Annotated in this window: 13 protein-coding genes and 1 tRNA gene; 2 read left to right on the top strand and 12 right to left on the bottom strand. The window is 42.6% G+C overall.

Going from position 1 to position 23,483, the window contains the following annotated elements:
• Positions 1 to 3: 3 nt before the first annotated feature.
• Genes AAC006_RS15410 through zorA form a run of 8 tightly spaced genes read right to left on the bottom strand, consistent with a single transcriptional unit; the run spans position 4 to position 15,199 of the window.
• Positions 4 to 2,040: a DUF262 domain-containing HNH endonuclease family protein gene (locus AAC006_RS15410; RefSeq protein ID WP_339891839.1), complete on the bottom strand. Its 2,037-nt coding sequence runs from the start codon at positions 2,038 to 2,040 to the stop codon at positions 4 to 6.
• Positions 2,033 to 3,484: a DUF262 domain-containing protein gene (locus tag AAC006_RS15415; RefSeq protein WP_339891841.1), complete on the bottom strand. Its 1,452-nt coding sequence runs from the start codon at positions 3,482 to 3,484 to the stop codon at positions 2,033 to 2,035. Before AAC006_RS15415 ends, AAC006_RS15410 begins: the two co-directional genes overlap by 8 nt.
• A 23-nt stretch (positions 3,485 to 3,507) precedes the next feature.
• Entirely contained in the window at positions 3,508 to 4,704 is a 1,197-nt protein-coding gene (locus tag AAC006_RS15420) for a restriction endonuclease subunit S (RefSeq protein WP_339891842.1), read from the bottom strand.
• The gene (locus AAC006_RS15425) at positions 4,701 to 7,139 is read right to left on the bottom strand and encodes a type I restriction-modification system subunit M (RefSeq protein WP_339891843.1); all 2,439 of its coding nucleotides are present in this window, start codon (positions 7,137 to 7,139) and stop codon (positions 4,701 to 4,703) included. The genes AAC006_RS15420 and AAC006_RS15425 overlap by 4 nt, the downstream gene beginning before the upstream one ends.
• 48 nt (positions 7,140 to 7,187) lie before the next feature.
• Complete coding sequence (locus AAC006_RS15430) at positions 7,188 to 10,643, bottom strand: SNF2-related protein (RefSeq protein ID WP_339891845.1); 3,456 nt, start codon at positions 10,641 to 10,643, stop codon at positions 7,188 to 7,190.
• Complete coding sequence (locus tag AAC006_RS15435) at positions 10,643 to 12,073, bottom strand: EH signature domain-containing protein (RefSeq protein ID WP_339891846.1); 1,431 nt, start codon at positions 12,071 to 12,073, stop codon at positions 10,643 to 10,645. The genes AAC006_RS15430 and AAC006_RS15435 overlap by 1 nt, the downstream gene beginning before the upstream one ends.
• 27 nt (positions 12,074 to 12,100) lie before the next feature.
• Positions 12,101 to 12,832, bottom strand: coding sequence for an OmpA family protein (locus AAC006_RS15440; protein WP_332932372.1), 732 nt, complete (start codon positions 12,830 to 12,832; stop codon positions 12,101 to 12,103).
• A gap of 3 nt (positions 12,833 to 12,835) precedes the next feature.
• On the bottom strand, positions 12,836 to 15,199 hold the full coding sequence (gene zorA, locus AAC006_RS15445) for an anti-phage ZorAB system protein ZorA (protein WP_339891851.1): 2,364 nt from the start codon (positions 15,197 to 15,199) through the stop codon (positions 12,836 to 12,838).
• A gap of 465 nt (positions 15,200 to 15,664) precedes the next feature.
• On the opposite strand from zorA, the gene AAC006_RS15450 reads away from it, so the two are divergent.
• Positions 15,665 to 16,366 (top strand): hypothetical protein, encoded by a 702-nt coding sequence (locus AAC006_RS15450; RefSeq protein WP_339891852.1) that lies wholly within the window; start codon positions 15,665 to 15,667, stop codon positions 16,364 to 16,366.
• Between the two features lie 1,213 nt (positions 16,367 to 17,579).
• On the opposite strand, the gene AAC006_RS15455 is transcribed toward AAC006_RS15450, so the two are convergent.
• The 4 genes from AAC006_RS15455 to apbC form a co-directional block, all read right to left on the bottom strand.
• Positions 17,580 to 17,656, bottom strand: a tRNA-Pro gene (locus AAC006_RS15455).
• 131 nt (positions 17,657 to 17,787) lie between these two features.
• A complete protein-coding gene (locus AAC006_RS15460; protein ID WP_126871483.1) occupies positions 17,788 to 19,197 on the bottom strand; it encodes an SLC13 family permease in 1,410 nt (469 codons plus the stop codon).
• Positions 19,198 to 19,270: 73 nt separating this feature from the next.
• Positions 19,271 to 19,867, bottom strand: coding sequence for a dCTP deaminase (gene dcd, locus AAC006_RS15465; protein WP_057791038.1), 597 nt, complete (start codon positions 19,865 to 19,867; stop codon positions 19,271 to 19,273).
• A gap of 146 nt (positions 19,868 to 20,013) precedes the next feature.
• Entirely contained in the window at positions 20,014 to 21,171 is a 1,158-nt protein-coding gene (apbC, locus tag AAC006_RS15470) for an iron-sulfur cluster carrier protein ApbC (RefSeq protein WP_126871482.1), read from the bottom strand.
• A 106-nt stretch (positions 21,172 to 21,277) separates the two neighbouring features.
• Between apbC and metG the strand changes: the two genes are divergently transcribed.
• A complete protein-coding gene (gene metG / locus AAC006_RS15475; protein ID WP_126871481.1) occupies positions 21,278 to 23,305 on the top strand; it encodes a methionine--tRNA ligase in 2,028 nt (675 codons plus the stop codon).
• The last annotated feature ends 178 nt before the right edge of the window (positions 23,306 to 23,483 follow it).

A 23,483-nucleotide genomic window follows, 5' to 3' on the forward strand; every position in this document is an offset into this window, starting at 1 on the left:
AAATTAACTGTCCGTAGAAGACAGTAATAACTCAATCATCTCTTCGCCATGTTTATGTATTTGCTCTTTACCCCACTTACACTCACTTAACGTCATCTGCATCATCTTGTGCAGCTTCAGGCTGTCAATTTTGTTATTTGAAAGAGTAACTTTTATATCTTCCAACTTGGTATCAGGCGGCATATTACTTAACCGAGAGTTCTTGTTGTGACTAATGAGGCATAGATTGCCGAACTGGTGAAGGTAATCTTCATCAAGAGGCTCATGCCCTTTCATTGGATGTTGTGGATAAAAATGCTCAACTGAGCTGCGGAAAGAAAACTCAAAATCTAACATTCTGCTGTTCTTATCGTCTTTGTTTTCCTTCCATAGGAGATAATCAAGATAATTGAACACGAACGCTTTAATGTTTGGATAGTTGAGTTTGGCTACATCAAGGTCTTCAAAATCTTTGTTTTCGGGGGTATATTCAAAGTCAGAACCAAATATCATGTCAGCATATTCGTCACCTTCCCCAATACACAAAAAGTGGTCAAAAATATACCTTTTTGCTAAGTTGTTTAAGTACCGTAAGTAATTTTGGGGATTTATTTCATCCTGCTCAATCAGAAAGTAAAGCACCCCGGTCAACCAATGTTTGTAGGCCAGTGTTGGAGTAGAAACATGAAATGCAGATAACAACATGAGAATATCTTGGTTAACACTATCAGCCCTATTTTCGTTAGTGTCGAAGGTATTTATAAAGCTAACGCTTTTTTTATTGTAGTATCTGAGTTTTTTTAAACTCCACCCATCATTTGCAGTAGATAATTCCCGCTTGATTACAAATTGGTCAAATTGAAATTTGCATTTTAGTAGGCAGAATACAAAATCCATTACCTCCTGTGCAGGGCTTTCAACATTGTCCAATAATTTATTCTGGAAAGTCTTTATTAGATTTTTATCGTCAAGAGATATGTCGGAGCCTTTCTCATTCGAAGGCAACCCATGTTCTTCCCCTACACCGTACCAATACTCCCCACAATAAACGCGAAGTACATGTAGTAAGAAATTAGAAAAGTTTATAACACTACTGAATCTGTCTTCTTCTAACTTATCAGCTTCATCTTTTAAAAAGGAATTATCTGATTGAGATCTGTTGTCTAATATTTCAGAGATAGATAATCTTATAGCAATTTTATCATCAGTATCGAGTGCGTCAGACAGCGCATTAAAATTGTCTACAGTAAACCGTCCCCAATCGTTTTTACCAAATATTTTATGCCTTTCAGCAACGGTAAATTCATATTGAACGTACCGCTCCATATTAGCGCAGGCCTCCCACACTCGATTAAGCGTATAGAGCGCTTTCTCTCTTTTAGCGCCTCGAAGCTTACTCTGAAGTACTGACATCAATTCAGCTTTTAATACTTCATGCTTTTCGAGTTGCTCTCCCCTGCTGTTCATGATTTCAAAGTAATGATTTAAATCAGTATCATCAGGCACTTCCACCTGCATAATCTTTACGTGATTAAGTAGGTAATTGGCAAACTCCGTTAATTTTACGTTCCCTATCTCCGCCAGTGCTTTTAAACATAGGTCATAACCCGAAACCAAATCTTCGTTAAACTCATTCTTTTCGTCAGATTGAAGTTTTTTTAAAGGCAGTCCTTCACTGATTGCTGTAAAAGTTGCTTGAGATTTATAACGGCTTTCAAAGTTAATATTAGGCGACTTATACCACGTCGTTACTTTTCTAGACGTCTTAGTCCGTTTGTATTCAACAGCTTGGTTTTTGATAGCAGATATCAATAATGACAAGGTAGTAAAACGCTGTTGACCATCAATTACTTCTAAATGTCCATCTTCTCGCCTATAAACGATTAATGTTCCTATGTAGTAATTATTAGCTGTCATAGAGTCTGCAATATCTCGAACCAATTGCGTGATTTGGCCCTCACCCCAAGAGTAATTTCTCTGATACATTGGAACGAGATAATTATTGCCACTACCCAGTAGGCCTTGAACAGAAAACTCTTTTACTTCGTTTGTGTTACTCATAATAGCCCATTCCTTCAAACAGAATTACAAGTGGGTCATACACTTTTGCGCTCACCGCGGACTGGTTCTTGTTGCCTCTATTTTTGCCTGAGTTATTGCGATTTAACTCATCATTTAACATTGGTAGTCGAAGCGCCATTAACTGGGAAGGGTGTATGGCTTGCGATATGAGCTTAAAAACATTCGACTCTTCAACTACGTATTTATCAACTGAGGAAAGTTGTAACACTTGCCTTTGGATACGTAAGGAATATGCCCAAATAAATAGCTTCTCGATAGCTCTCGATAAATCTGTTACTCCAAACTTATCCCAATAAAATACAAGGGCACAGTCGAATAACTCCCTGATATAAATATCGCCTGTGCGCCGTTTGTTTTTATATAAAGCTGCAGAATTAAGTGTTTGTAATATCTTTTGAGCATTGTCACTTAGTTGAACACCAAGAAAGGCGTCACTTGATTCATATTCATTACTTATTAATGCCTCAATCTGTTTTTGATAATGTGCGATCATCTCAAAAAATCGACGGCCATTAACAATTGGCTGGTCTAACCCAAAGGGGTACTTCTGGTATTGGCCATCGACTTTCCGTTGATATTGCTGGTTGAATTCGTCTGTGTAATGGTGTGCTATTTTAAGACTTGTTGTATAAGGAAATGCATCACCCATGTAGAGGTTTACCCCCTTAAAGACATCTACTTGGTTCTTTCCAAAATAAAGCGCTCGCTCGCCATTTGCCCAACGCCTTATCCGATAGAGATAATCTGCAAATAATTTTTCCAAAGTCTTACTTTTCAAACTCTCCCAGCCTGCCACTGACTGAGCTTTCAAATGTTGTTCCGGTATACCAAACTCTCTTAAATGATATGCTTTTAAGAGGTCATGAGGAGACAAGTCCTTGCCTCTAGCATTTTGAGAATCAAAAAATTGAAACGCTTCTGAAACATTTTGCAGCGTAAAGATCACCACTTGGCACTTATTCAGAAGAAAGTCGATATGTGCTTCGGTAAAGTCCGGCCTGCCGACTATTCTCTTAATTTCCAGAAAATTCGCCCGCAAATTTGCCTTACTAATATCACTAGAAAAAGTCTGATCATTTAACAATTGCTCTACAGGGCTACTAAGCCGCTGAATCTGCTCTTTTAACAGTCCTCGGTCAATCTTACTCAAGCGCTTTTCAATTATTGCCCACACGGCAAGTAACAGAGTTAACGTTCGCTGTTGACCATCAACTATGTTTCTCTGATTTTTTTCTTCATCGTAATGGAACACCACAGTACCAAGACGATAGCTCGTCTTGCTTATATGCATATCTATGTCGTGAAATAGCTGCACCACGTTTTTCAGCGTCCACTTGTAAGGGCGCTGATAGTCGGGAATGGTAAGAGACTCGATTGTAAGCAAATCGGCAATAGAGATAATATCTTTCTTTAGTTCACTCATTGAATAACGTCCCTGTTCCACTATCACACTAACCGGGTTTTACCGGTGAGGAGTTCCTGTATCATGCCTTGTTTAATCTGACGGGTTTTATCGAGGCGCTGTTGCAGTGACTGAATTTCTTCGTCCATATCGGAGAGGGTATTGGCAATGGCGGTTTGTTCTTCTGTAGTAGGAACGATTAATTTGAGAATTTTTAACTTTTCTGCTGATAAACCGGGCTGGGCAGATGACTCTGAATATTGATTTAGGTTCATGCGCTCCAAATAAACAGCTAACCAATAGGCACTAACTATATTTTTTGGTGTTGAAACTAGTGCATGCTCTGAGGCAAAAAATTTACCACTTACATGTTGAATATTTCCACATAGAGCTCCTTGTCTACCAATAAGAACGTACTCTCCTTCATGAGTGAAAGTGTTTGTGTATCCCCTCAAACCATTTCCACCGTAACATCTATATTTACTACTGTTGTCTATAGATTCAGATGTTATTCCTAATCCGCTCTTCAAATCACATAGCTCAGAAAGTGGCTTTACCTCCCAGTCCTCAGGAATCTCGCCCAGTTCGGTTTGCTTGTAGCCCTTCGGAGTGCCGTCGGGGTGGTTGGCGAATTCGGGGAGGCGGGTGCGGCCGGTGAGCAGTTGCTGCATGGTGGCGGTTTTAATCGCCTGCTTTTTGGTGATCAGCTTTTCCAGCTCGGCTATCAATGCATCAACGTCGGATAATGCATTGGCGATGGCGGTTTGTTCTTTGATGAAGTTTGGTATAGGAAGGATAAATTTCTTCATCTCTCCCATCTGAGTATGCACAAGTGCCGATGCGCCGTGGGCAGATTCCTCTATTATCTTGGTAAGTGCCTTTAAAGCAAAATAAAAGTAATCCGGTGCTAAATTTTTGGCAGTTATTACTACTTTCCACGTATGATAATTTAGTAATGCTTTTTGCCCTTTCCAAATATGTGGACCAAATGACGTTCCGCGGCTTCCTGACCAAGCGAAAAGTAACTGACCATTCTCAATCTCAATCTTGGGATCGTAATGTCCGTCAAAGTAATTAAAATCATCTGAACCATTTAAGTTTTGAATTCTAATGATAGGAAAGCCTTCTGTTACCCATTCGTAAGGTTTGAAACCGCGTCCATTAATAAGCTTACAAACATCACCAAGCGGCAGGGATGTCCAATCATCAGGAATTTTTCCTAATTCAGTTACATCTGTCATAAATCCAACCCCATAGCCTTCAAATGCCCTGCAACTTTATCACTGAGTTCGTCAACGGATTTGGTGAGTACTGGCAGCGGCTCTGAATAGCGTTCTTCCAGTTGCTTAACCCGATTGGCGAGTTGCTGGGTGACCCGCTCTATTTCTGCCTGTATTCGGCTTTGTAGCGTTGCGAGCCATTTGTCGTCAACGATAAGTGTTTTACAGTCTTCCTCGTTGAGTTCGCCGTACTGAGCCAGTACTTTTGCATCCAATACTTCCTGCGCCTCTTTTACGGCTTTTTTGCTGGTAGCTTCGGTTTCAAATAGCTTTTTGGCATGTTTGAGCGCGGCTTTTTCTTCCGCGTCGCTGGCATTTTTTAACTGTGCGGTAACTGTGGCTTTGGTTACTTTGTCTTTGTCGTTAAGCGCGTTGGTGAGTAAACCCTCTTCACCGGTTTGCTCTTCAATGTAACTTTCAAGTTCCTGTGTGGCAGCATCCTGCTTGGCTTGTAATTCATCAATGGCCCGCTGCTCGGCTTTAAAATAGCGATTTACAATTAATTGCGGTGGAATGAGCTCCATTACGTACTTGGCTCTGCCAATGGTAAGGTCCGGCGTTTCTTTTAGCTTCTCGCCTTTTTTAGGTACCAGTTCACGAACCTGCTTACCGGCTAGCCAGCCGTCTTGCGCCAGCACGTAAACATCGTCTTGCATAGCTTCGGCCCAGTAATCCATCAGGATTTGGTAAATGTCGTATTTACTTAGCAGTTCAGCATTGGCATAAGCGGCTAACAGCGCCTCTGAGCGGGTGTAGATCCACGTTTTGGGTTTGTCACCTAATTGCACGTTACGCAGGTCGTAATCCCTCGCCCACTGTTTAAACGGTAACAGGCTGCGGGTTGCAAAATCCTTAAACTCCTGCGAGTTTAAGATGGTGGGTTTTACTTCACTCTCACCTACCAGTGCCTTGCTGTAGTTTTCCCGCAGCGGTTCAAACAGGCTGGCTCGTAATGAGGGAAACACTTCCCAGTACTGATTTAATGCATCGATATCTTTATTGGGAATACCACCTTTAAGGTGTGCCGATAAGTCGTGTAAGTCCTCTGCTTCGCTGCTATCGATATAGCGTGGAATATTAAGGTTATAGTCGTTGTCGGCAATTTCTGTTACCGGCACAAAACGGCTGTAGCGGTTAAGCTCGATGCGTTTATTAAAGACATCCACAATTTTATGAATATCCTGACTGCGCAAGCGGTTTTTATTGCCGTCTTTCATAAAGCCTTTACTTGCATCCACCATGAAGATGCCTTCGGCAGTACCTGTAGCTTTAAGCGATCTGGCCTGTGCGTTTTCTTTATCGATAACGATAATACAGGCCGGAATACCTGTGCCGTAAAACAGGTTGGCCGGTAAGCCAATAATGCCTTTGATATACCCTTGTTTAATCAGGTTTTCGCGTATGCGAGCTTCAGCGTTGCCACGGAATAATACACCGTGAGGCAGGATTACTGCCCCTTTACCCGTGCTCTTTAAGCTTTTAATAATGTGCAACAAGAAGGCGTAATCACCGTTTTTCTCCGGTGGAATACCCCAAGTAAAGCGCTCGAATTCATCTTCATTCGGGTTTAAGCCGCTCGTCCAGCTGGCGTAAGAAAACGGCGGATTGGCTACGGCAAAATCAAAAGCTTTTAAGTTGCCATTAGCTTCTTTCCAGTGAGGGCTGCCAAGAGTATTGCCCTTCCAGATCTTCGCGGTTTCGTTACCGTGCAAAATCATGTTCATACGTGCCAGTGCGCTGGTCGCGTTATCCATTTCCTGCCCGAAAATTGATAATCCTCGAGGCGCTTCGTCGCTGGCTTTTAATAACAATGAGCCCGAACCACAGGTGGGGTCATAAACGGTCGCATCCTGCGACGTGTCATCGGTAATACCTACCACTTGAGCAAGAATACGAGAGACCTCTGACGGTGTATAGAATTGTCCTTTCGACTTCCCGGATTCGGTGGCAAAGTGGCGCATCAGGTATTCGTAGGCATCGCCTAACAGATCGTCGCCATCGGCGCGGTTATTGGTTAAGTTAAGGCCTTCAAAAATCCCCACCAGCTTGGTAAGGCGGTCAACCATTTCTTTGCCTTTGCCTAAACGGTCTTCGTCGTTGAAATCCGCAACGTCAATAACACCTTTCAGGTCGTTAGCTTCTGCCAGTGCGTCGATAATCTTATTGAGTTTTTCGCCTATTTCTTTGTCGTTCTTAACGGCAAGCATGTCATCAAAGCCGGCGCCTTCCGGCACCTCAATCATGCCGTAGGGGTCACCTTTGTATTTGTCCGTCACGTACTTCATAAATAACATGGTGAGTACGTAGTCTTTATATTGGCTGGCATCCATACCTCCGCGCAGCTCGTCGCAGCTGGCCCAGAGAGAGGAATAAAGTTCGTTCTTTTTAATTGCCATTATTTGTCCTGATGTATTGCTTAGCGATTTATTCGTCGCTTTAATTTGTTACTGGATCACGTAGCGTTCTTTAGATAAGCGGGTAACCACCTGTCCGAACGTGATCGGATGGCGCTCGCAGAGCGCACTTAATTCGTTGCCGTCAATGATAGTGACGTTCAGTTTACCAGCGATTTCCCGAGTTGATTTTGCCAGTTGGGTAGCGTTGGTAATAAATATCTGCTTGGTAATTTCCCGTCCCAAATGCTGACCATAAATTGCATTAGCGTTGGATATTTCCTGCACTGCATTATGGCCCTTATAAGCACCTTGCTTATGTTTAGCCTGAATCAATATAGCTTCGCCGGCGAAGGTTAACACACCGTCGGCGCCAAAGTCTGAACCGTCTTTGGTAAGCCAAGCACTGTCTGACTGAGATTCGCGAGCAAGTAGCTCAAGCGTAAGCGCTTCGAACTGTTTCCAGCTTAAGCGTGGCATATCTTCAAAGGTAATAACACTGTCAGCACCAAGGCTATGCTTGTCGGAGCCCGTTGGATTAGGCATTACTTCGCCCGGCGTCACCACAGCGTCTTTAAGCATGGACTTTTGCGATAGCAAGCGATGCAGATTCACATCAAAAGATTCAAACGTGGGGTGATGCAATATGGGCACGTAAATGTTTACGTCTTTCTTCTGGCCAATACGAAATACCCTGTCGGTAGCCTGTGCTTCTTTGGCCGGATTCCAGTGCCGTTCGAAGTGGATAACGTTGTTGGCTCCCACAACCGTTAAGCCAACACCGGCCGCTACCGGCGACATAATAATTACGTTAAAGCCTTCTTTGGCCTCAAAGTCAGTGATCATGGATTTACGGCTCAAGGCACCGGCTTTTTTTACTACCGCTTTGGCATCGCCATTGATAACATGCAATGGTCCAAGCCCAAAGTAACTGCCCAGCGCAATGCTTAAAAAACGTTGCAAGCGTTTATTTACCGCGAAGATAATGCACTTTTCGTTTCTCGATTGAATATCTGTAAGTACTTCGATGGTTTTGACCATTTTGGCAGATTCATCGAAAAGGTTTTTAATTTCACGCTTTGATGTAGGCGCGTCTAATCGACCACCGTCTGCTAATCGTGGGTGCAGCGAGCTATCACGTAAGCGCATTAAGGTGGTTAGTACATGACTGTTTTCATCTTCTAATTGAGCTTCTATAGAGCCTTCGTACACCTTTTGCTGATAGGAAGTCATAATGGCATGTAGCTTAGGTTCGTATTGCCAGTCGCTTGACTCTATCCCAACCAGCATACGCTTTTGCGGTAAACCTTCGAGGTTATCTTCTTTTACGCGGCGAAGCATTAATGCCCCTACTTTTTCCCGAAGTTGACGCCCCAAGTTTGCCCTAACGTTATCGATCTCATCCCCTGCTGCCTGCAAGATAGGTGTAATGTAGGTTTGCCTGAACGTTTGGTAAGAATCCAGATAACCCGGACAAGCGGTATCCATTAAACACCAAAAATCGGCTAGGCTGTTTTCTACCGGTGTACCGGTTGCTAGGAGCTTAAACTTAGCTTTTAAGGCTTTGGCGGCTCGGGTTTGCAGCGCATTGGGGTTTTTAATGTTTTGCGCTTCGTCAAAGACCGCCAAGCCCCAGTCAATTTGAGACAGGGAAAACTGGTAATCACGCAGTGTTTGATAGGTAGTGATAACTAAGCGACGTGGTAAATCCAAACGATCCGCCCCGTATTTTTCGCCGAACTTAAGAGAGTAGCGAGGCTCGAATGAATCTACATCAAAATTAGAACCTTTTGTCTCGGTACTGCCATCACGAAAGCGGTTTAGTTCGCCGTCTGACTGTAAAATAACAATGTCTCTGAAAGGCGATTCGTTGAAAGTTGCAGCGACTTCGTCCTTCCAGTTTTCCAGTAAGCTTAGCGGGGCAACAATTAGTGTGGGACGACAGGTTTCGGCCGCTTCTTCGCACAACCGATAGTAATGCTCAGTAGCAGAAAGTGACATATAAGTTTTACCCAACCCCATGTCGTCTGCCAGCAATGCTCCGTTAACCAGATCTTTATGGCGTGCCATTTCTTCCAATCCGAGGATCCATTTAACACCCACTAATTGATGTGGGAACGGTGTACGCTTATGATTCGACCAGTCGAGTTCTTCGCTGTACAGCACGTCATTAAGTGCTTCTTCAACCAGCTTAGAAGGGCTGTCTAGTTCGTCATCATTTAGTGCAATATCGATAACGATTGGGCCATCGTCGATATCGATATTCTCATCGTTATTCGGTGAGTCTGGCGTATCCGGCTCATTTTCGCCGTCATCGTCTGGCTGGTTGCTAATTTTATCTTGCAGTTTGATAAGGGTTTGCGTTACGTCGGCTTCACTACCGATATCGTAGTTTTTGCCCTCAAAGACAACTTCGGTCGCACCTGTTGCTTTAGCATCATTTATAACTTGCTGTAGTTGCGCAAGATCTTCCTGCGTTTTAACTTCTTTGGTAACCGCACTGATTGGCAGAATTTTTCCGGCAGCATGGCTTTGACCAAACCAATCGATTCCCGACTCGTCGGTTTCACCAAAGTAAGCGTGCTTGAAGCGAGTGGCCCCTTTTACGCGAAGCGCAAATCCGACATCCAGATCAACAAGCGAAGCATCCAAAAACGCACCGGGGGCCTTTAAAAACTGTTGAACCTGAGAGCGCGGAATGGCTCGCTGGCTGATAATTTCTTTGGCGGCTTTGGCGGTTTTCTCGTTAAAGAGAATAATTTCGTTACCTACTTTTAGGGTACGGCCATTTTCGGTTTGTAACTGACCTAATACACGTTGAAGTTTATCGTGATCAGTCTTTTGTCCCAGACTCGGGGTAAGAATGAGATTACCTTGAGCATCAAGCTCAGCTTCTACTGCAACCTTGTCTGGTACATGTATATCCAGCTTATCAAAGTGGCTTAACGAGAGTTTCGCCCCCGTCTGTTGAGCTTGCTGTAAGCTATGCAGTAGCAAAAGATTATCTGATTCACTTTTAGCAGACTCAGAGTGATCAGACAGTGCTGAGAAAACCGCAAACATGGCTTTTGTTAACGTATATTGGGTGTCACCAAAGGCGAGAATGCTGCCATTTTGTTTGTACGCTGCCGTCATGCGGCCTGAAGGTGATTCTACATTGACAGAGACTTTAAAGGACTCTCCTGAGCTAGTGCCTTTAATATCGACATCGGCTTTACCATTCCATTTTGCTGGCAAGTTTAATAGCTGGAAAACATCCTCATCTAACGCAGCAACAACGTGATGAGGCACTATAAATCCGTTAGGGATAATTTCGGCATTACCCTCTTCAGCGAGCATTTGTAGGGCAACATACTGCGCAGTGAGATATTCATCTGCTCCACCTGATTTAATTTTATTAAATTGATAATCAGGACAATAAAAATCGATACTTTCATTGCTGACTTCAAAGTTAAACTTTGCACTTGAGTCTTTTACGCTGAACAAAGATGAAATCCAGTTTTTCATTACCCTACTCCATACATCCGCTTATATTTTTTATAGTCTTCTTCGCTAAGCACATCTGAAGCTTTTATTTTTACGCCCATTTGCTTTAACGTATTTACAGATTTTTGCTGCCATTTATATGTTTCCGAAGACGAATGAGCGAAATGATCAAAAGCACTACAACCTAGTGAGTACATCCTACGATTGAGGCGTCCTGTTAAGTCTTCGTATTTGATACGCTGCGTACCAAACTCTAAAACGGGGGCCGATTCGTGTAAATTTTTATAAAACCAAATCTGACAATTATGACTTCCCTCAATCATGTGCCCGCGGGTTAGCTCTGCATAAATAATAGAGCGCTCACCGTCCTCGACTATAGAGTAATCAGGCACGTGCTCGGCTTTGTAATTTAAGCGAATATATCTATCGGCTTTTTTTGAAAGATAGAGTTTAGTGTGAACAATGGTGTCAGCCTCATGCATTCCTTCAAGAAAGTGCTTACGAGAAGGGAACATCCGCATCATATCGCTATCCCTCGAACTTTTTGAGTAGTCTTCCAAGGCTTCAAGAAACAGTTTTAAGTCAAGCTTTGACAACCAACTTTGCACCTTTTTACTTTGTTGCTGGTTTAACTGACTCCACCATTTAGAGTAGCGAGGGTGGCCTTTTGGTACACGAGGGTCACCAGCTATAGCAATAACAGCATTTTGCCAGCTTTCATGTACATTATGTGTAGGCGCTCTATCGATTAAAATACGTAATGCTACATGTCCTATGAGATCTTCTGAATCGTAACGACTATTTGCGACATTCGGTTTACTCACTTCCTCAAGCAAATCATGTGGTTCGTTAACCGGTATACTTTTAAGCTGTTCTACAAAATAAACAAATTGTGCACGCTTTAAAAAATCACCAGAAGAGTACTCATTTAACCCCCAATGACTGACTTGTTGAGCAAAGTTAACGTCTCTTTCAATGGCTTGTTTAGCAATATATGTTGGCCCATCGCTATGCAATATTTTTTCTTCACCTGCACGGCTCAATGACTTACGTTTTCGTTCAGTATGAAGCCATCTACCTACAACATCTGGCTCTTTTATTGAATCAAAGTCACTAAGAAAGAATTGGAATAGATTTTCATTAAATAGGTTACTTCCCTTTGGAATTACTGTTGATACCCTATCAAGTATTTCACTGTTAATTTCAATACGTTTTCGAAGCTCTTTCTTCCCAGTTAAAGCAATAGACAACGCTCGTACATCGAACCTGTCTTCAATTTTAAATTGATCAAAGCGATCTGTACTGAGTAAGTTTAAAAGTATTGACCATGCTCGCTCAAATTTAGGGTTGTCTGTACCTGCTTTCTTCGCAATTTCCTTGAGTTCAGCACTCAATATTTCAAGCTTTTTTACACGCTTAATATAAATGTCGTCACTTAACGAAAACTTCATATCTTACCCCGCATGCAAACGAGCCCGCTAAACATCTTTCGCTCTCTCATAGTCTTCAAGCTTGGGTTTTTTGACCGTAAAACGAATATCAATCCTTCGATTTTTTGCTCGTTGCTCAGCGGTTTCCTCAGTCAAGTCTAGGCGCCTTGTATCAGCGTAACCGCTTACAGAAAACAATAATTGGCCATTGAAATTTTCAAGCTCACTTAATCTTGGTACTACCGGTATTTCAGTTTGCCACAGCTTCCAAATAGAAACGGCCCTATCGGCAGAAAGCCCCCAGTTTCCTTTACCTCTATAGTAGATCCCAACGCTATCGGTGTGCCCTTCTACAAATACGGTATCTAAGTACCTCCATCGCATATTGGTAGTAATTGCTTTATGCAACGCTATCCCTATTGCTTTAACTTCATCTTGTGTTTGTTCATCCTCCGGTAACGTATCTTTTGCAGACTCGAATGAAAGTGTACTTTCAGGGATTCGTAGCACTGTATCGTTCTCTACTATTTCAACATGAATGTTTTGCTTAGCAAGTTCTTCCTGAATGTCGATAAGAATGTTTCTGCGAGCTTCTTCTGCTTTTTTCAGCTCCTCAATACTTGCATCTATTTTTTCTGACTTTTGGGTTAGCTCGATGATCAGCGCTACTGCCGCTAGAATAAAAATTACTAACAATCCTGACATCAAATCTGAAAAAGACATCCAATACGGGTTTTCTTCATCGACCTTCGTGCCACCGCGATTAAATAACCTATCCATACGTTACCCCAGCTTTACTTGCATTTCGTCTACAACACTGGAGAGTGCTTTAACCGCGTTATTCATCTGCGTTGAGTACTCGTGTACTGATTGAGACCAAACTTTTAGGTGAGCGGCAGTTTGTCCATTTGCCTGTTCAGCATAGTCTTCTAACTGTTGAGTCATGTTTCTATTAAGTTTTTCAACTTCACTATTGAGCTCAGCAATAAATTGTTTTTGACTAAATTTGAGTTCAGAAAATGTTGAGCCTGCGCTTTCTATGAGTTCGTTGAGTTGAGTAGTTAGCTGACCAAATCGAGATACGTCGCTTAGAAGCTCTTCGCGTAAGATTTCCATCTTTTCAGCAGACATTTGATTTTGATTTGCTAAATCCGCAGTACTTTCCACAGCTTCTTTTATTGCACCAGACAACTTATTTCCAGCATCGTTAACATGAGAGCTCAAAACCCGCATATTATCTGCTGAAACACGCAGTTCAGTAGAAGACTCGCGCATGGCTTGTGTAGCTTGCGCACTGGCATCTACTGATGAATTAATACTGTTTTGAAGCGTTTGTCCTTGGGCTATCAATTGTTTAACAGTAGCAACCTGATCGCTTACTGATTTTTCTACTGACCGGAGAATTTCATTAGATAGCGAGGAAATCGCTTGGGTTTGCTGCTCAATCTTCAGGTTACGCGCTTGTTCCAATTCATTTGAGCGCTTTTCACGCTCATCAAAGTTTTTAGTTAGTCCGCTGAGTTGTGACTCAACAAAGCTGGTTAATGTTTCCCCTTGAGCTCTGGAATTATTTACTAGTTCGTCAATTTGGGCCCTAATTACAGAAACCAGCTCTTTTTCTCGGTCAGCTGAAGCCTTCTCTCGTGTCTCTATTTGAGAACCCATTGAGGATATTTGAGATTCGAAAAAAGAAGATAATTTTTTCTGGAACTCATCACTGCGAGCTTCATATGCCCTCATACGCTCATCTTCAATATCTTTTACTTTAGCGTCTCTTTCGTTAAAAGAGTGTGTTAAGCCATTTAGCTGAGTCTGTACAAAATTCGTAAGTGTCTCGCCTTGATAACGAGAGTTTTCGATTAATTCATCTACTTGAGATTTAATAGTTTGAACAAGTTCAGTATCACGTTTTGCGGAAGCATCTTCCCTTTTTTGCATCTGAGACGACATTTCATCAACTTGATTTTCAACAAATCGAGTTAACTTTTCGTGAATAGCTTCTGATTGAGATGTAAGGCCACTTACCTGATTTGATATGTCAGCAATTAAGGCTTTCTCTCTATCGCCTGATTCCGCTTGAGACTTCTGGAGCTGTTCCACAAAGTTGCTCATTGTCGTTTGCATCGAATCTACAGCAGAATTAACTCTTATAGAAACATCATCCAAAGCTTCTCTCTGTTGATTCCCTGCTCTTCCAAATCCTTCCATGAAATTTTCAAGTAAGCCATCTAATGCTTTTTGATTACCTTCAGAAGTCGTCTCTACTAGCTTATTAATTGCAGGAGCCATTATCTCAGATAGGCTATTTTCTAAACTAGACTGTATTCCCTGAGTTGCTGTTACAACGGCTTCTTGCATCCTCTCTCCAATTTGTTCAGCTAATCCTTGAAGAACTTCCCTAGACTCGTTGCTATTCTCAGAGATATTTTGGAGCTGTTCTTCGGGCCTGATCCTTGGAAAAAGCTTATCAACTATGTACTCAATGCTTCTAATCTTCTTTCTAGTGCTTTGCTCGAGCCACTTTTCCCCAAAATTAAAAATTACACTTAAAAATACCCCCCAAACAGAAGTTAAAAACGCAATTTTAGCGCCTTCTACAACACCTGCCACACCGTCTTGCATCTCGTTAACATCAACACCTGCACCAAGCTCTAGTTGACTCAACCCTAGTTGCAAACCAATAAATGTCCCTATAACACCCAATGCCGTCAAAAAACCGGGCACAGCAGCAACTAGTCTATTTTCAGTTACTCCGCTAGCTAAAGTATGTGTGTTAAAAAAATGAGCGGCGTCTAATGTATTTCTAATTTCGATTCTGTCATTTTTTTGAACCTCAACGAGAGTTTCGTCGAATTCCATCCATAAGAAGCCTATATCCTTGTCTCTTTTTTTTGCCTCGTTTAACAAGTCTTCTCTTCTATGGGCGATATCGTCACGTTCTAGTTCATTAAGAAGACCGTATAACCAATCTAATCGCTCTTTCGATCTAACATATTTGTTCAAAAATACGACTGAAGCGATAAACGTAACAATCCATAGAAAAATAACAAAGAAGCTACTTAACTCAACGCTAGTCTGGGGAAAAAAAGTAAGATTTGCGAAGTCGGGGAATAACCATGAAAGTTCTATTTGCTTTTCACTTGCCACATCCAAGTCCTTTTAATTGTTGCAATACATCTGATAGAAAACGTTGTTTAGCTTTATTTCAACGCCCATCACTATACTAAAGTATATATCAAATATTTTTCTCTTGTAAGTCATTCACATACCGTCGCCGAATGATTTTGACAGTAAAAGGCTTCAAGGTCTTTTACAGAGAGAAGGTTTTAATCGTGATTTTGTCGATGACGGGTCAAATTGCTTTTCTGTGAGACTTTTTTATTTATTACACCGAAAAAATGCTTTAGGAAACAGACAATACAGACTAGTTTTTATGCCTTACAGAAACTCAATGTTTTAAATTCACAATATTTTTTAAACAATCCTGATATTAGGTTTAAAGTATTCCGCAAGCATTAGTGTGACACGTGTCACATTTTCATAACTGCATAAAACACCTATGTTTTTCCTGTGTTAATAATAACAATTCATAATAAATCAGAAGGAAAAACAATGCCTAACTATGAGCCTTCATCATTATCCGAAATTTGCAGTTCACTACTAGAGAGAACACACTCAACTCCCCTTCTTTTTGGTAACGTTTTAAGAATTGCGGAAGAAAAGGATGATAATAATATATTACTTGCTTGTATAACAAAGCACTTTCAAGACGATAGTATCCTAGCAATGCTAGCTCATGATGCCGCGATTCATGCGCCCCCTGAAACCGCAAAGTTTATTGTTAATGAGTGCAGTAAAAGCAAACATTTTACAGGTGTAAGAATGATCACGATTAAACACCTTATCTTTGCAGAAGAACTTGAATTACTACCTATTTTTTTAGAAGTAATTCAGCCAGCCAACTTACGGAAATACAAATGGTTAGATGATTTAGATGTGGCTTTTGGCCAGTGCTATAGCCCTATAGTTGGGACTTATATACCTACTCCTCGCCAGAAGGAGGTAATAAAAGTAATAGCAAAATACTATGACCGTCCGCTTGAAAAGGAGTTTTTTGATGTCATCGACGCCATATATAAACTGGACGAAGAGTCTCTTATGAGGCGTACAGATTTATCTGAGCAAGTCGTCATTGCTTGTCTCAAATACAAAAATATTAAACCACTCGCCTTTATGCAGAAGCTACCTCATAATCACCCTCACAGACTGGCTACTTTGTCTTGGATGAGCAAAGCTCTTGCAGCGATATGTTAATCTTTCTTAAAATTCACTGCTCAAGCAAAAGCGGTTGAAGAAATTGGAAGGTATAAAGATTTTTGCTTCAGAGCAAACGATACTTAACTCTTCTCGTCCAACGTCGTTCAAGCGTGCATTGCACCCTCGTAAATTTTCATCTACATCCATATTTAACGACCATCGATCAGATGTATTATCGGAACCGCTTCTACCAGCATTTAGAATAACTAGTTATCGGCATTTGTTGAGTTCTTTATCAAGAGCACCCACCAGATTCCCCCACTATTAAAGAGCTGATAGTAGCAAGGTACTTAACTTTTTTAACCCAAAAAGATCTTTAAACCTTCATGATTGGATTCGTCTTAACGTTCTGCCATGGGAAAGAGTTATCCAGATAAAAGTCCATAGCACCTTGTCCTACAAAGGTAGTATTCTAACCGTCATCACCAGCAGGTTTGTCCAATATAGGTAGTATTCTGACCGCCAGTACTAGCAGGTTTGTCCAATATAGGTAGTATTCTAACCGTCAGCACTAGCGAGTTTGTCCAATATAGGTAGTATTCTGACCGCCAGTACTAGCAGGTTTGTCCTACAAAGGTAGTATTCTACCCGTCATCACCAGCAGGTTTGTCCAATATAGGTAGTATTCAGACCGCCAGTACTAGCAGGTTTGTCCAATATAGGTAGTATTCTGACCGCCAGTACTAGCAGGTTTGTCCAATATAGGTAGTATTCTAACCGTCAGCACTAGCGAGTTTGTCCAATATAGGTAGTATTCTGACCGCCAGTACTAGCAGGTTTGTCCTACAAAGGTAGTATTCTACCCGTCATCACCAGCAGGTTTGTCCAATATAGGTAGTATTCTAACCGTCAGTACTAGCTGGTTTGTCCTACAAAGGTAGTATTCTAACCGTCAGCACTAGCAGGTTTGTCCTACAAAGGTAGTATTCTAACCGTCATCACCAGCAGGTTTGTCTTACAAAGGTAGTATTTAATGCATACTAAGATGTTTTTGAATTACAATCAGCTAAGGTACGCTAGTAACCGCTACCACTTAAATATCCAGAATATTGATCGCATTTAACTTAATATCACGAGGTTACTTTACTCAAGCTCTCGAAAAAGCTAGTTGACTGACTAAAGATTGTCTGTAGAGTACAGATGAGTACACGTGGTGAGTACACAAACTGAAATTTAGAACTAGGGGCATCGCTGAAAGCGAGGAAGAGATTGGTCGGTGTGAGAGGATTTGAACCTCCGACCCCTGACACCCCATGACAGTGCGCTACCAAGCTGCGCCACACACCGACCGAAAGAGCCGATAAGTCTACTTATTTTTAGTCACAATGCAACGACAATTACACAAATCCTTGATTAAGCGCTTAATTGCTAATCAGTTTGTAATATAAAACTGCAAATTCCGGTGCACAACGCCGTTTTTATAACGTTAAATAACACACACCTGTTACCACTAAGGCAACAATTACGTTAAGCACTATGCCCTCTCGTGCCATGGTTTTTATATCAAACTTCTCGGTGGAATAAGCAATTGCGTTTGGCGCGGTAGCTACTGGCAGCATAAACGCACAACTAGCGCTAATAGCGGCGGGTATCATTAGTAGTTTAGGATCTACACCTACCGCAAAGCCTGCTGCCGCTAATATTGGCATAAGTAGTGTGGCTGTGGCGGTATTCGATGTAATTTCGGTCAAGAAGGTTACAAATAAACAGATACCCAGAATAAGGAAAATCACCGGTAGGGTTGAAAGCCCGGTAAGCCACTCCCCCATTAGCACGCTCAAGCCCGATGATTTAAACGCTTTAGCAATACAAATACCACCAGCGAACAATAACAACATGCCCCAAGGAATATTATTGGCGGTTTTCCAGTCGAGTAATTTGTCGTGTTGGCCTTTGCGCGTTTCAGTGGCAGGCGTTGTTTCACCGTTATTGGTCATAAACATGGCCACAACACCGGCTACCGCAATGGTGCTATCGCTAATAGTGGTAATACCTAACCACGCACTCCAGAACGGCCTGAATACCCACGCCATGGCGACGGTGCCGAATATCGCCAAAACGCGCTTTTCGGCCACTGTCCATTTGCCTGGTTGAGGTAAAGCAATGTTACCCACTTGCGTTAACCCCCGTGCTAGCCACAACGCCATTAGCGGAATAGAGACCAGTACAATGGGCACCCCAGTTTTCATCCACTCAATAAAGCTGTATTCATGCCCTTGCGTTTCTTCATAAACGCTCATAAAAATAATATTGGGCGGCGTGCCAATGGGCGTGCCCACGCCGCCTAGACTTGCGGCATAAGCAATACCTAAAATAAGGGCTACACCAAATCGTGGGTTTTCCATAGCATTAATAATGGCCATGGCCATAGGTAGCATCATTAAAATGGTGGCTGTGTTACTTATCCACATGCTTAAAATAGCGGTGGTCAGCATAAAACTTAATATTAGCTTTAGCGGGCTTCCCGCCCCAGTGACTCGTAGCATATAAATAGCGAACCGTTGATGTAGGTTAGCTTTCTCTAACCCTTTCGATAGCATGAACGCCGCCATTAGCAAGATAATAACGTGGCTACCTAGCGATGAAGCCGCTTCGGCATGGGTCAATACCCCGGCAAGAGGAAATAGTGCAAACGGGATAAGTGAAGTGGCTGGTATGGGCAGCGCTTCCGTTACCCATAATATAGCCACAAACAAGGTAATGCCTGCGGTAAGTGCAATATCAGCACTTAGATCTGAAAAGTATATTCCTGAGCCAAGCGCAAGCGAAGTAAGAAGGGCAACAAGAATAATAAACGAGCTTTTGTCGAACGGCTTATTGGCACTCACTGCGCATCCTTTTTATACTTTACTTCATGTTTTGTTACATGTTTTGCTTTATAGAGTTTTTGCGCCGTAGAGTTTAGGCGCTGTTTTTATCGTCTGACGATATACGGCTGGCGACTGCGCCGTCTTGCCCCTTGTATTTGGCATCTACGCGGGCATTGTATGGCTTTTCGGCGGGGTTCGATAACACTTCAAAGCTTAACGCTCCAATTTTCATCTTGGGGCGAAGAGCTAACGGCAATTTTCCGCTGTTGTAGAATTCCAGCACAATATTGCCAGACCAACCTGGATCGATTCTGTGTGCGGTTACATGTACCATCAGGCCTAATCGTGCTAGCGATGAACGCCCATCTAACCAACCTACAATATAATCTGGCAGCGTCACAGATTCGTGAGTGATTGCCAGTGCAAGCTCGCCTGGGTGCAAGAAAAATGCTTTGCCTTCAGGTAATTCAATTTCATCACTCATTACATGGTCTAGCGCTTCTTGTACCTGCGCTTTAGGGCCGCTTAAATCGATGTAAGGTGCTTGATGATCTTCAAATACGCGAAATTTATTACCTAGGCGAATATCTACCGTCACCCCACTAATTTCTTCGTAGTCGGGAGTTGGGTCTATTTTTATTTTCCCAGCTTTTAAATGTTCGTATATATCGCGATCGCAAAGGCGCATAAGCGGTAAGTCCTTACTATAAAGTGTGCGGTATTATGCGTATGTAGCACTCGCCAATCAACTGGCTATAAGCTCTATTTACTTTAAATACCAAAATTAATAACTGAGACGGTTAAAAGTGACTAATTTCTGTTTAAATTTATCATTTACAGCTTACTGTTAACGCCAATGGGGTCGCCTTTAATATGCTTGCTTTGCTGCGTTCTGGGCACAACGGTTAACGCTAATTGCATCGACAACGCTCTAGCGGCTTCGCGGTAGCTTTCACTTAATGGGCTCTCAGGTGCACTTACCAGCAATGGCGTACCTGCATCGGCGTGTTCGCGCACGGTGATATCGAGTGGTAATTGACCTAGTAGTGGCAAGCCATGTCGCTCAGCTAAGATTTCGCCGCCATCTTTTGAAAACACATAGTCTTTGGTGCCACAGGCACGGCATTGGTAATAACTCATGTTTTCAACAAGCCCCAATACTGGCACACCCACTTTTTCGAACATGCTAATGCCTTTTTGGGCATCGGCTAGGGCTAAGTCTTGGGGTGTGGTTACTACTACCGCAGCAGTTAGCGGCACTTGCTGCGCCATAGTAAGCTGAATGTCACCAGTACCCGGCGGCATGTCTACAATTAAGTAGTCGAGCACTGGCCACAAGGTTTCGTCAATAAGCTGTTTTAATGCCCTACTCGCCATTGGGCCGCGCCACACAGCGGCGTCTTCTTGTGGCACTAGGTAGCCGATAGAGTTTGCCACCAATCCATGAGCGCTTAACGGCTGCATGTGTTTGTTATCAGTGCTATGAGGATGTGCGTCAGTATTGCCCAACATAATAGGCACAGATGGGCCGTAAATGTCAGCATCTAAAATGCCTACACTTGCCCCTTCTTGCATAAGTGCAAAGGCCAAATTAATACTGGTGGTCGACTTGCCTACCCCGCCTTTGCCTGATGCCACGGCTATAATGTTTTTAATATTATTAACGGCAGTATTTTTAGTTTCACCCGATGCTATGTGCTGGGTAACAATCAATTGCTGATCGGTAAGCTCGCCTTTTAGTGCTTCTAGCACGTAAGCTTTAATTGTTGCTTGCTGAGTTTTATAACAAAACGGTAAGTTGATGGTGAATGTGTTGGAAGGAGTTTCGTGATCAGCTTTCGTGTTGTCAGCTTTTTTGTCACCAATGGCTTGATTTGAATCTAACTTATCTGCACACCATCGTGCGGTAATGTCGGCTTCAATACTGAAATAGCTGGCTAAAATAGCCGCAACTCTGTCGATGAGTGGCTTAGCTTTACGGGAAAAGAACATAAATTATCCTGTCTACGGGGTATTTTGTGAATTTCGTAATGCAAAAAACGCGGATTTCCGCTAGTATTTGCAGCCATTTTGAAACGCGAAGAATCTATACGTTATTATGTCTGAAAATCGCCGCATTCTGGTAACCAGTGCGTTGCCCTACGCCAATGGCTCTATTCACTTAGGCCACTTGCTTGAACACATTCAAACCGATATCTGGACACGGTTTCAGCGTCTGCGTGGAAACGAATGTTACAGTGTTTGTGCCGATGATGCACACGGTACACCTGTTATGCTTAAAGCGCAGGAACTGGGCATTACACCAGAAGAAATGGTGGCCAGAACTCGTGCAGAGCATCACCAAGACCTGCTCGATTTTCACGTAGAGTACGACAACTACTATGTAACCCATTCGCCTGAAAACAAGGCGTTGTGTGAAGAAATTTACACTCGTTTAGATAACGCCGGTTACATTAGCAAGCGTACGATTAATCAATTATACGATCCGCAAAAAGAAATGTTTTTGCCAGACCGCTTCGTTAAGGGTACCTGCCCTAGCTGTGGTGCTGAAGATCAAAACGGCGATAGCTGTGATGTGTGCGGCGCAACCTACAGCCCTACTGAGGTTAAAAACCCTCGCAGTGTGGTATCGGGTGCTACGCCGGTATTGAAAGAATCTGAACATTTCTTTTTCGACCTGCCTAAGTTTGAAGACATGCTTAAAGGCTGGATCCGCTCGGGTGCCCTGCAAGAAGAAATGGCCAACAAACTTCAAGAGTGGTTTACCGAAGGTTTGCAGCAGTGGGATATTAGCCGCGATGCACCTTACTTTGGCTTTGAAATTCCAGGTGCGCCGAATAAGTTTTTCTATGTATGGGTAGATGCCCCCGTTGGCTACATGGCCAGCTTTAAAAACTTCTGCGACCAAAATAACTTGGAATTCGACGATTTCTGGAAAGCCGATTCAGACGCCGAGCTTTACCACTTTATCGGTAAAGATATTACCTACTTCCACTGCCTATTTTGGCCTGCCATGCTAGAAGGTGCGGGTTACCGTAAGCCTACTGGTGTAAATATTCACGGTTTTGTTACGGTGAATGGGGCGAAAATGTCTAAGTCTCGCGGCACCTTTATTAAAGGGCGCACTTATTTAGACCACTTAAACCCAGAGTACTTACGTTATTACTTTGCGTCTAAGCTTGGCGATAGCGTAACCGACATCGACTTAAACTTTACCGATTTCGCTCAAAAAGTGAATTCAGACTTAGTAGGTAAGGTAGTAAACATTGCTAGCCGTTGTGCCAGCTTTATTACTAAGCGTTTTGACGGCAAATTGTCTGACAACGTGTTAGAGCCCGAGCTTATTACCGAGTTCCAAAATGCAGCCGACACTATTGCCGATTTATTCGAGCGCCGTCGTTACCATCAAGCAATACGTGAAATCATGACATTGGCCGATAAAGCCAACCAGTTCATTGATACCAACGCCCCTTGGGTAACTATTAAAGACGAAACCAAACAGCAGTTCACTCACGATGTATGTTCGTTGGGTATTAATATGTTCCGCCTGTTGGTCATTTACTTAAAACCTGTGCTTCCAGTATTGGCAGAAAAAGCGGAAGGCTTCTTGAACGATGAGTTTACGTGGTCGTCTCTTGAAACCGTGCTAACGGGCCACGCTATCAACAAGTTTAAGCCAATGATGCAACGTGTAGAAATGGAGAAAGTAGACGCCATGGTTGATGATTCAAAAGAAAACCTAGAGCCAGCAAAGCCAACGGTTAACCCAGACAGCCCGTTAGGTAAAGATCCTATTAGCGAGACAATCTCGTTCGACGACTTCGCTAAAGTAGATTTACGTATTGCACGTATCGCCAACGCTGAGCATGTTGAAAAGGCCGACAAACTTCTACGTTTAGAGCTAGATTTAGGCGGCGAAACAAAGCAGGTATTTGCAGGTATTAAGTCTGCCTACTCGCCTGAGGCGTTAATCGGGAAGCATACCGTAATGGTGGCTAACCTAGCACCGCGTAAGATGCGCTTTGGTATGTCTGAAGGCATGGTATTAGCTGCCGGCCCTGGTGGTGATGAGCTTTATATCTTAGAGCCACACGAAGGTGCATTGCCTGGTATGCGCGTTAAGTAAAACTGGGTTGCTGACTTTTTAGGTAAACGAACCGCCAGAAAATTTGAAAGCCGTGTTGATAGTCTCAACGCGGCTTTTTTGTTTATGGGAAAATGATGTAGATTTTCTTGTTTCTCTGCCTAGTTTAAAAGTGGACATCCATGTATTAACGCCACTAAAAACATGGGCACCCACTTAT

It is taken from the genome of uncultured Alteromonas sp. (genome assembly GCF_963976965.1).
GTDB classification, from domain to species: Bacteria; Pseudomonadota; Gammaproteobacteria; order Enterobacterales; family Alteromonadaceae; genus Alteromonas; species Alteromonas naphthalenivorans.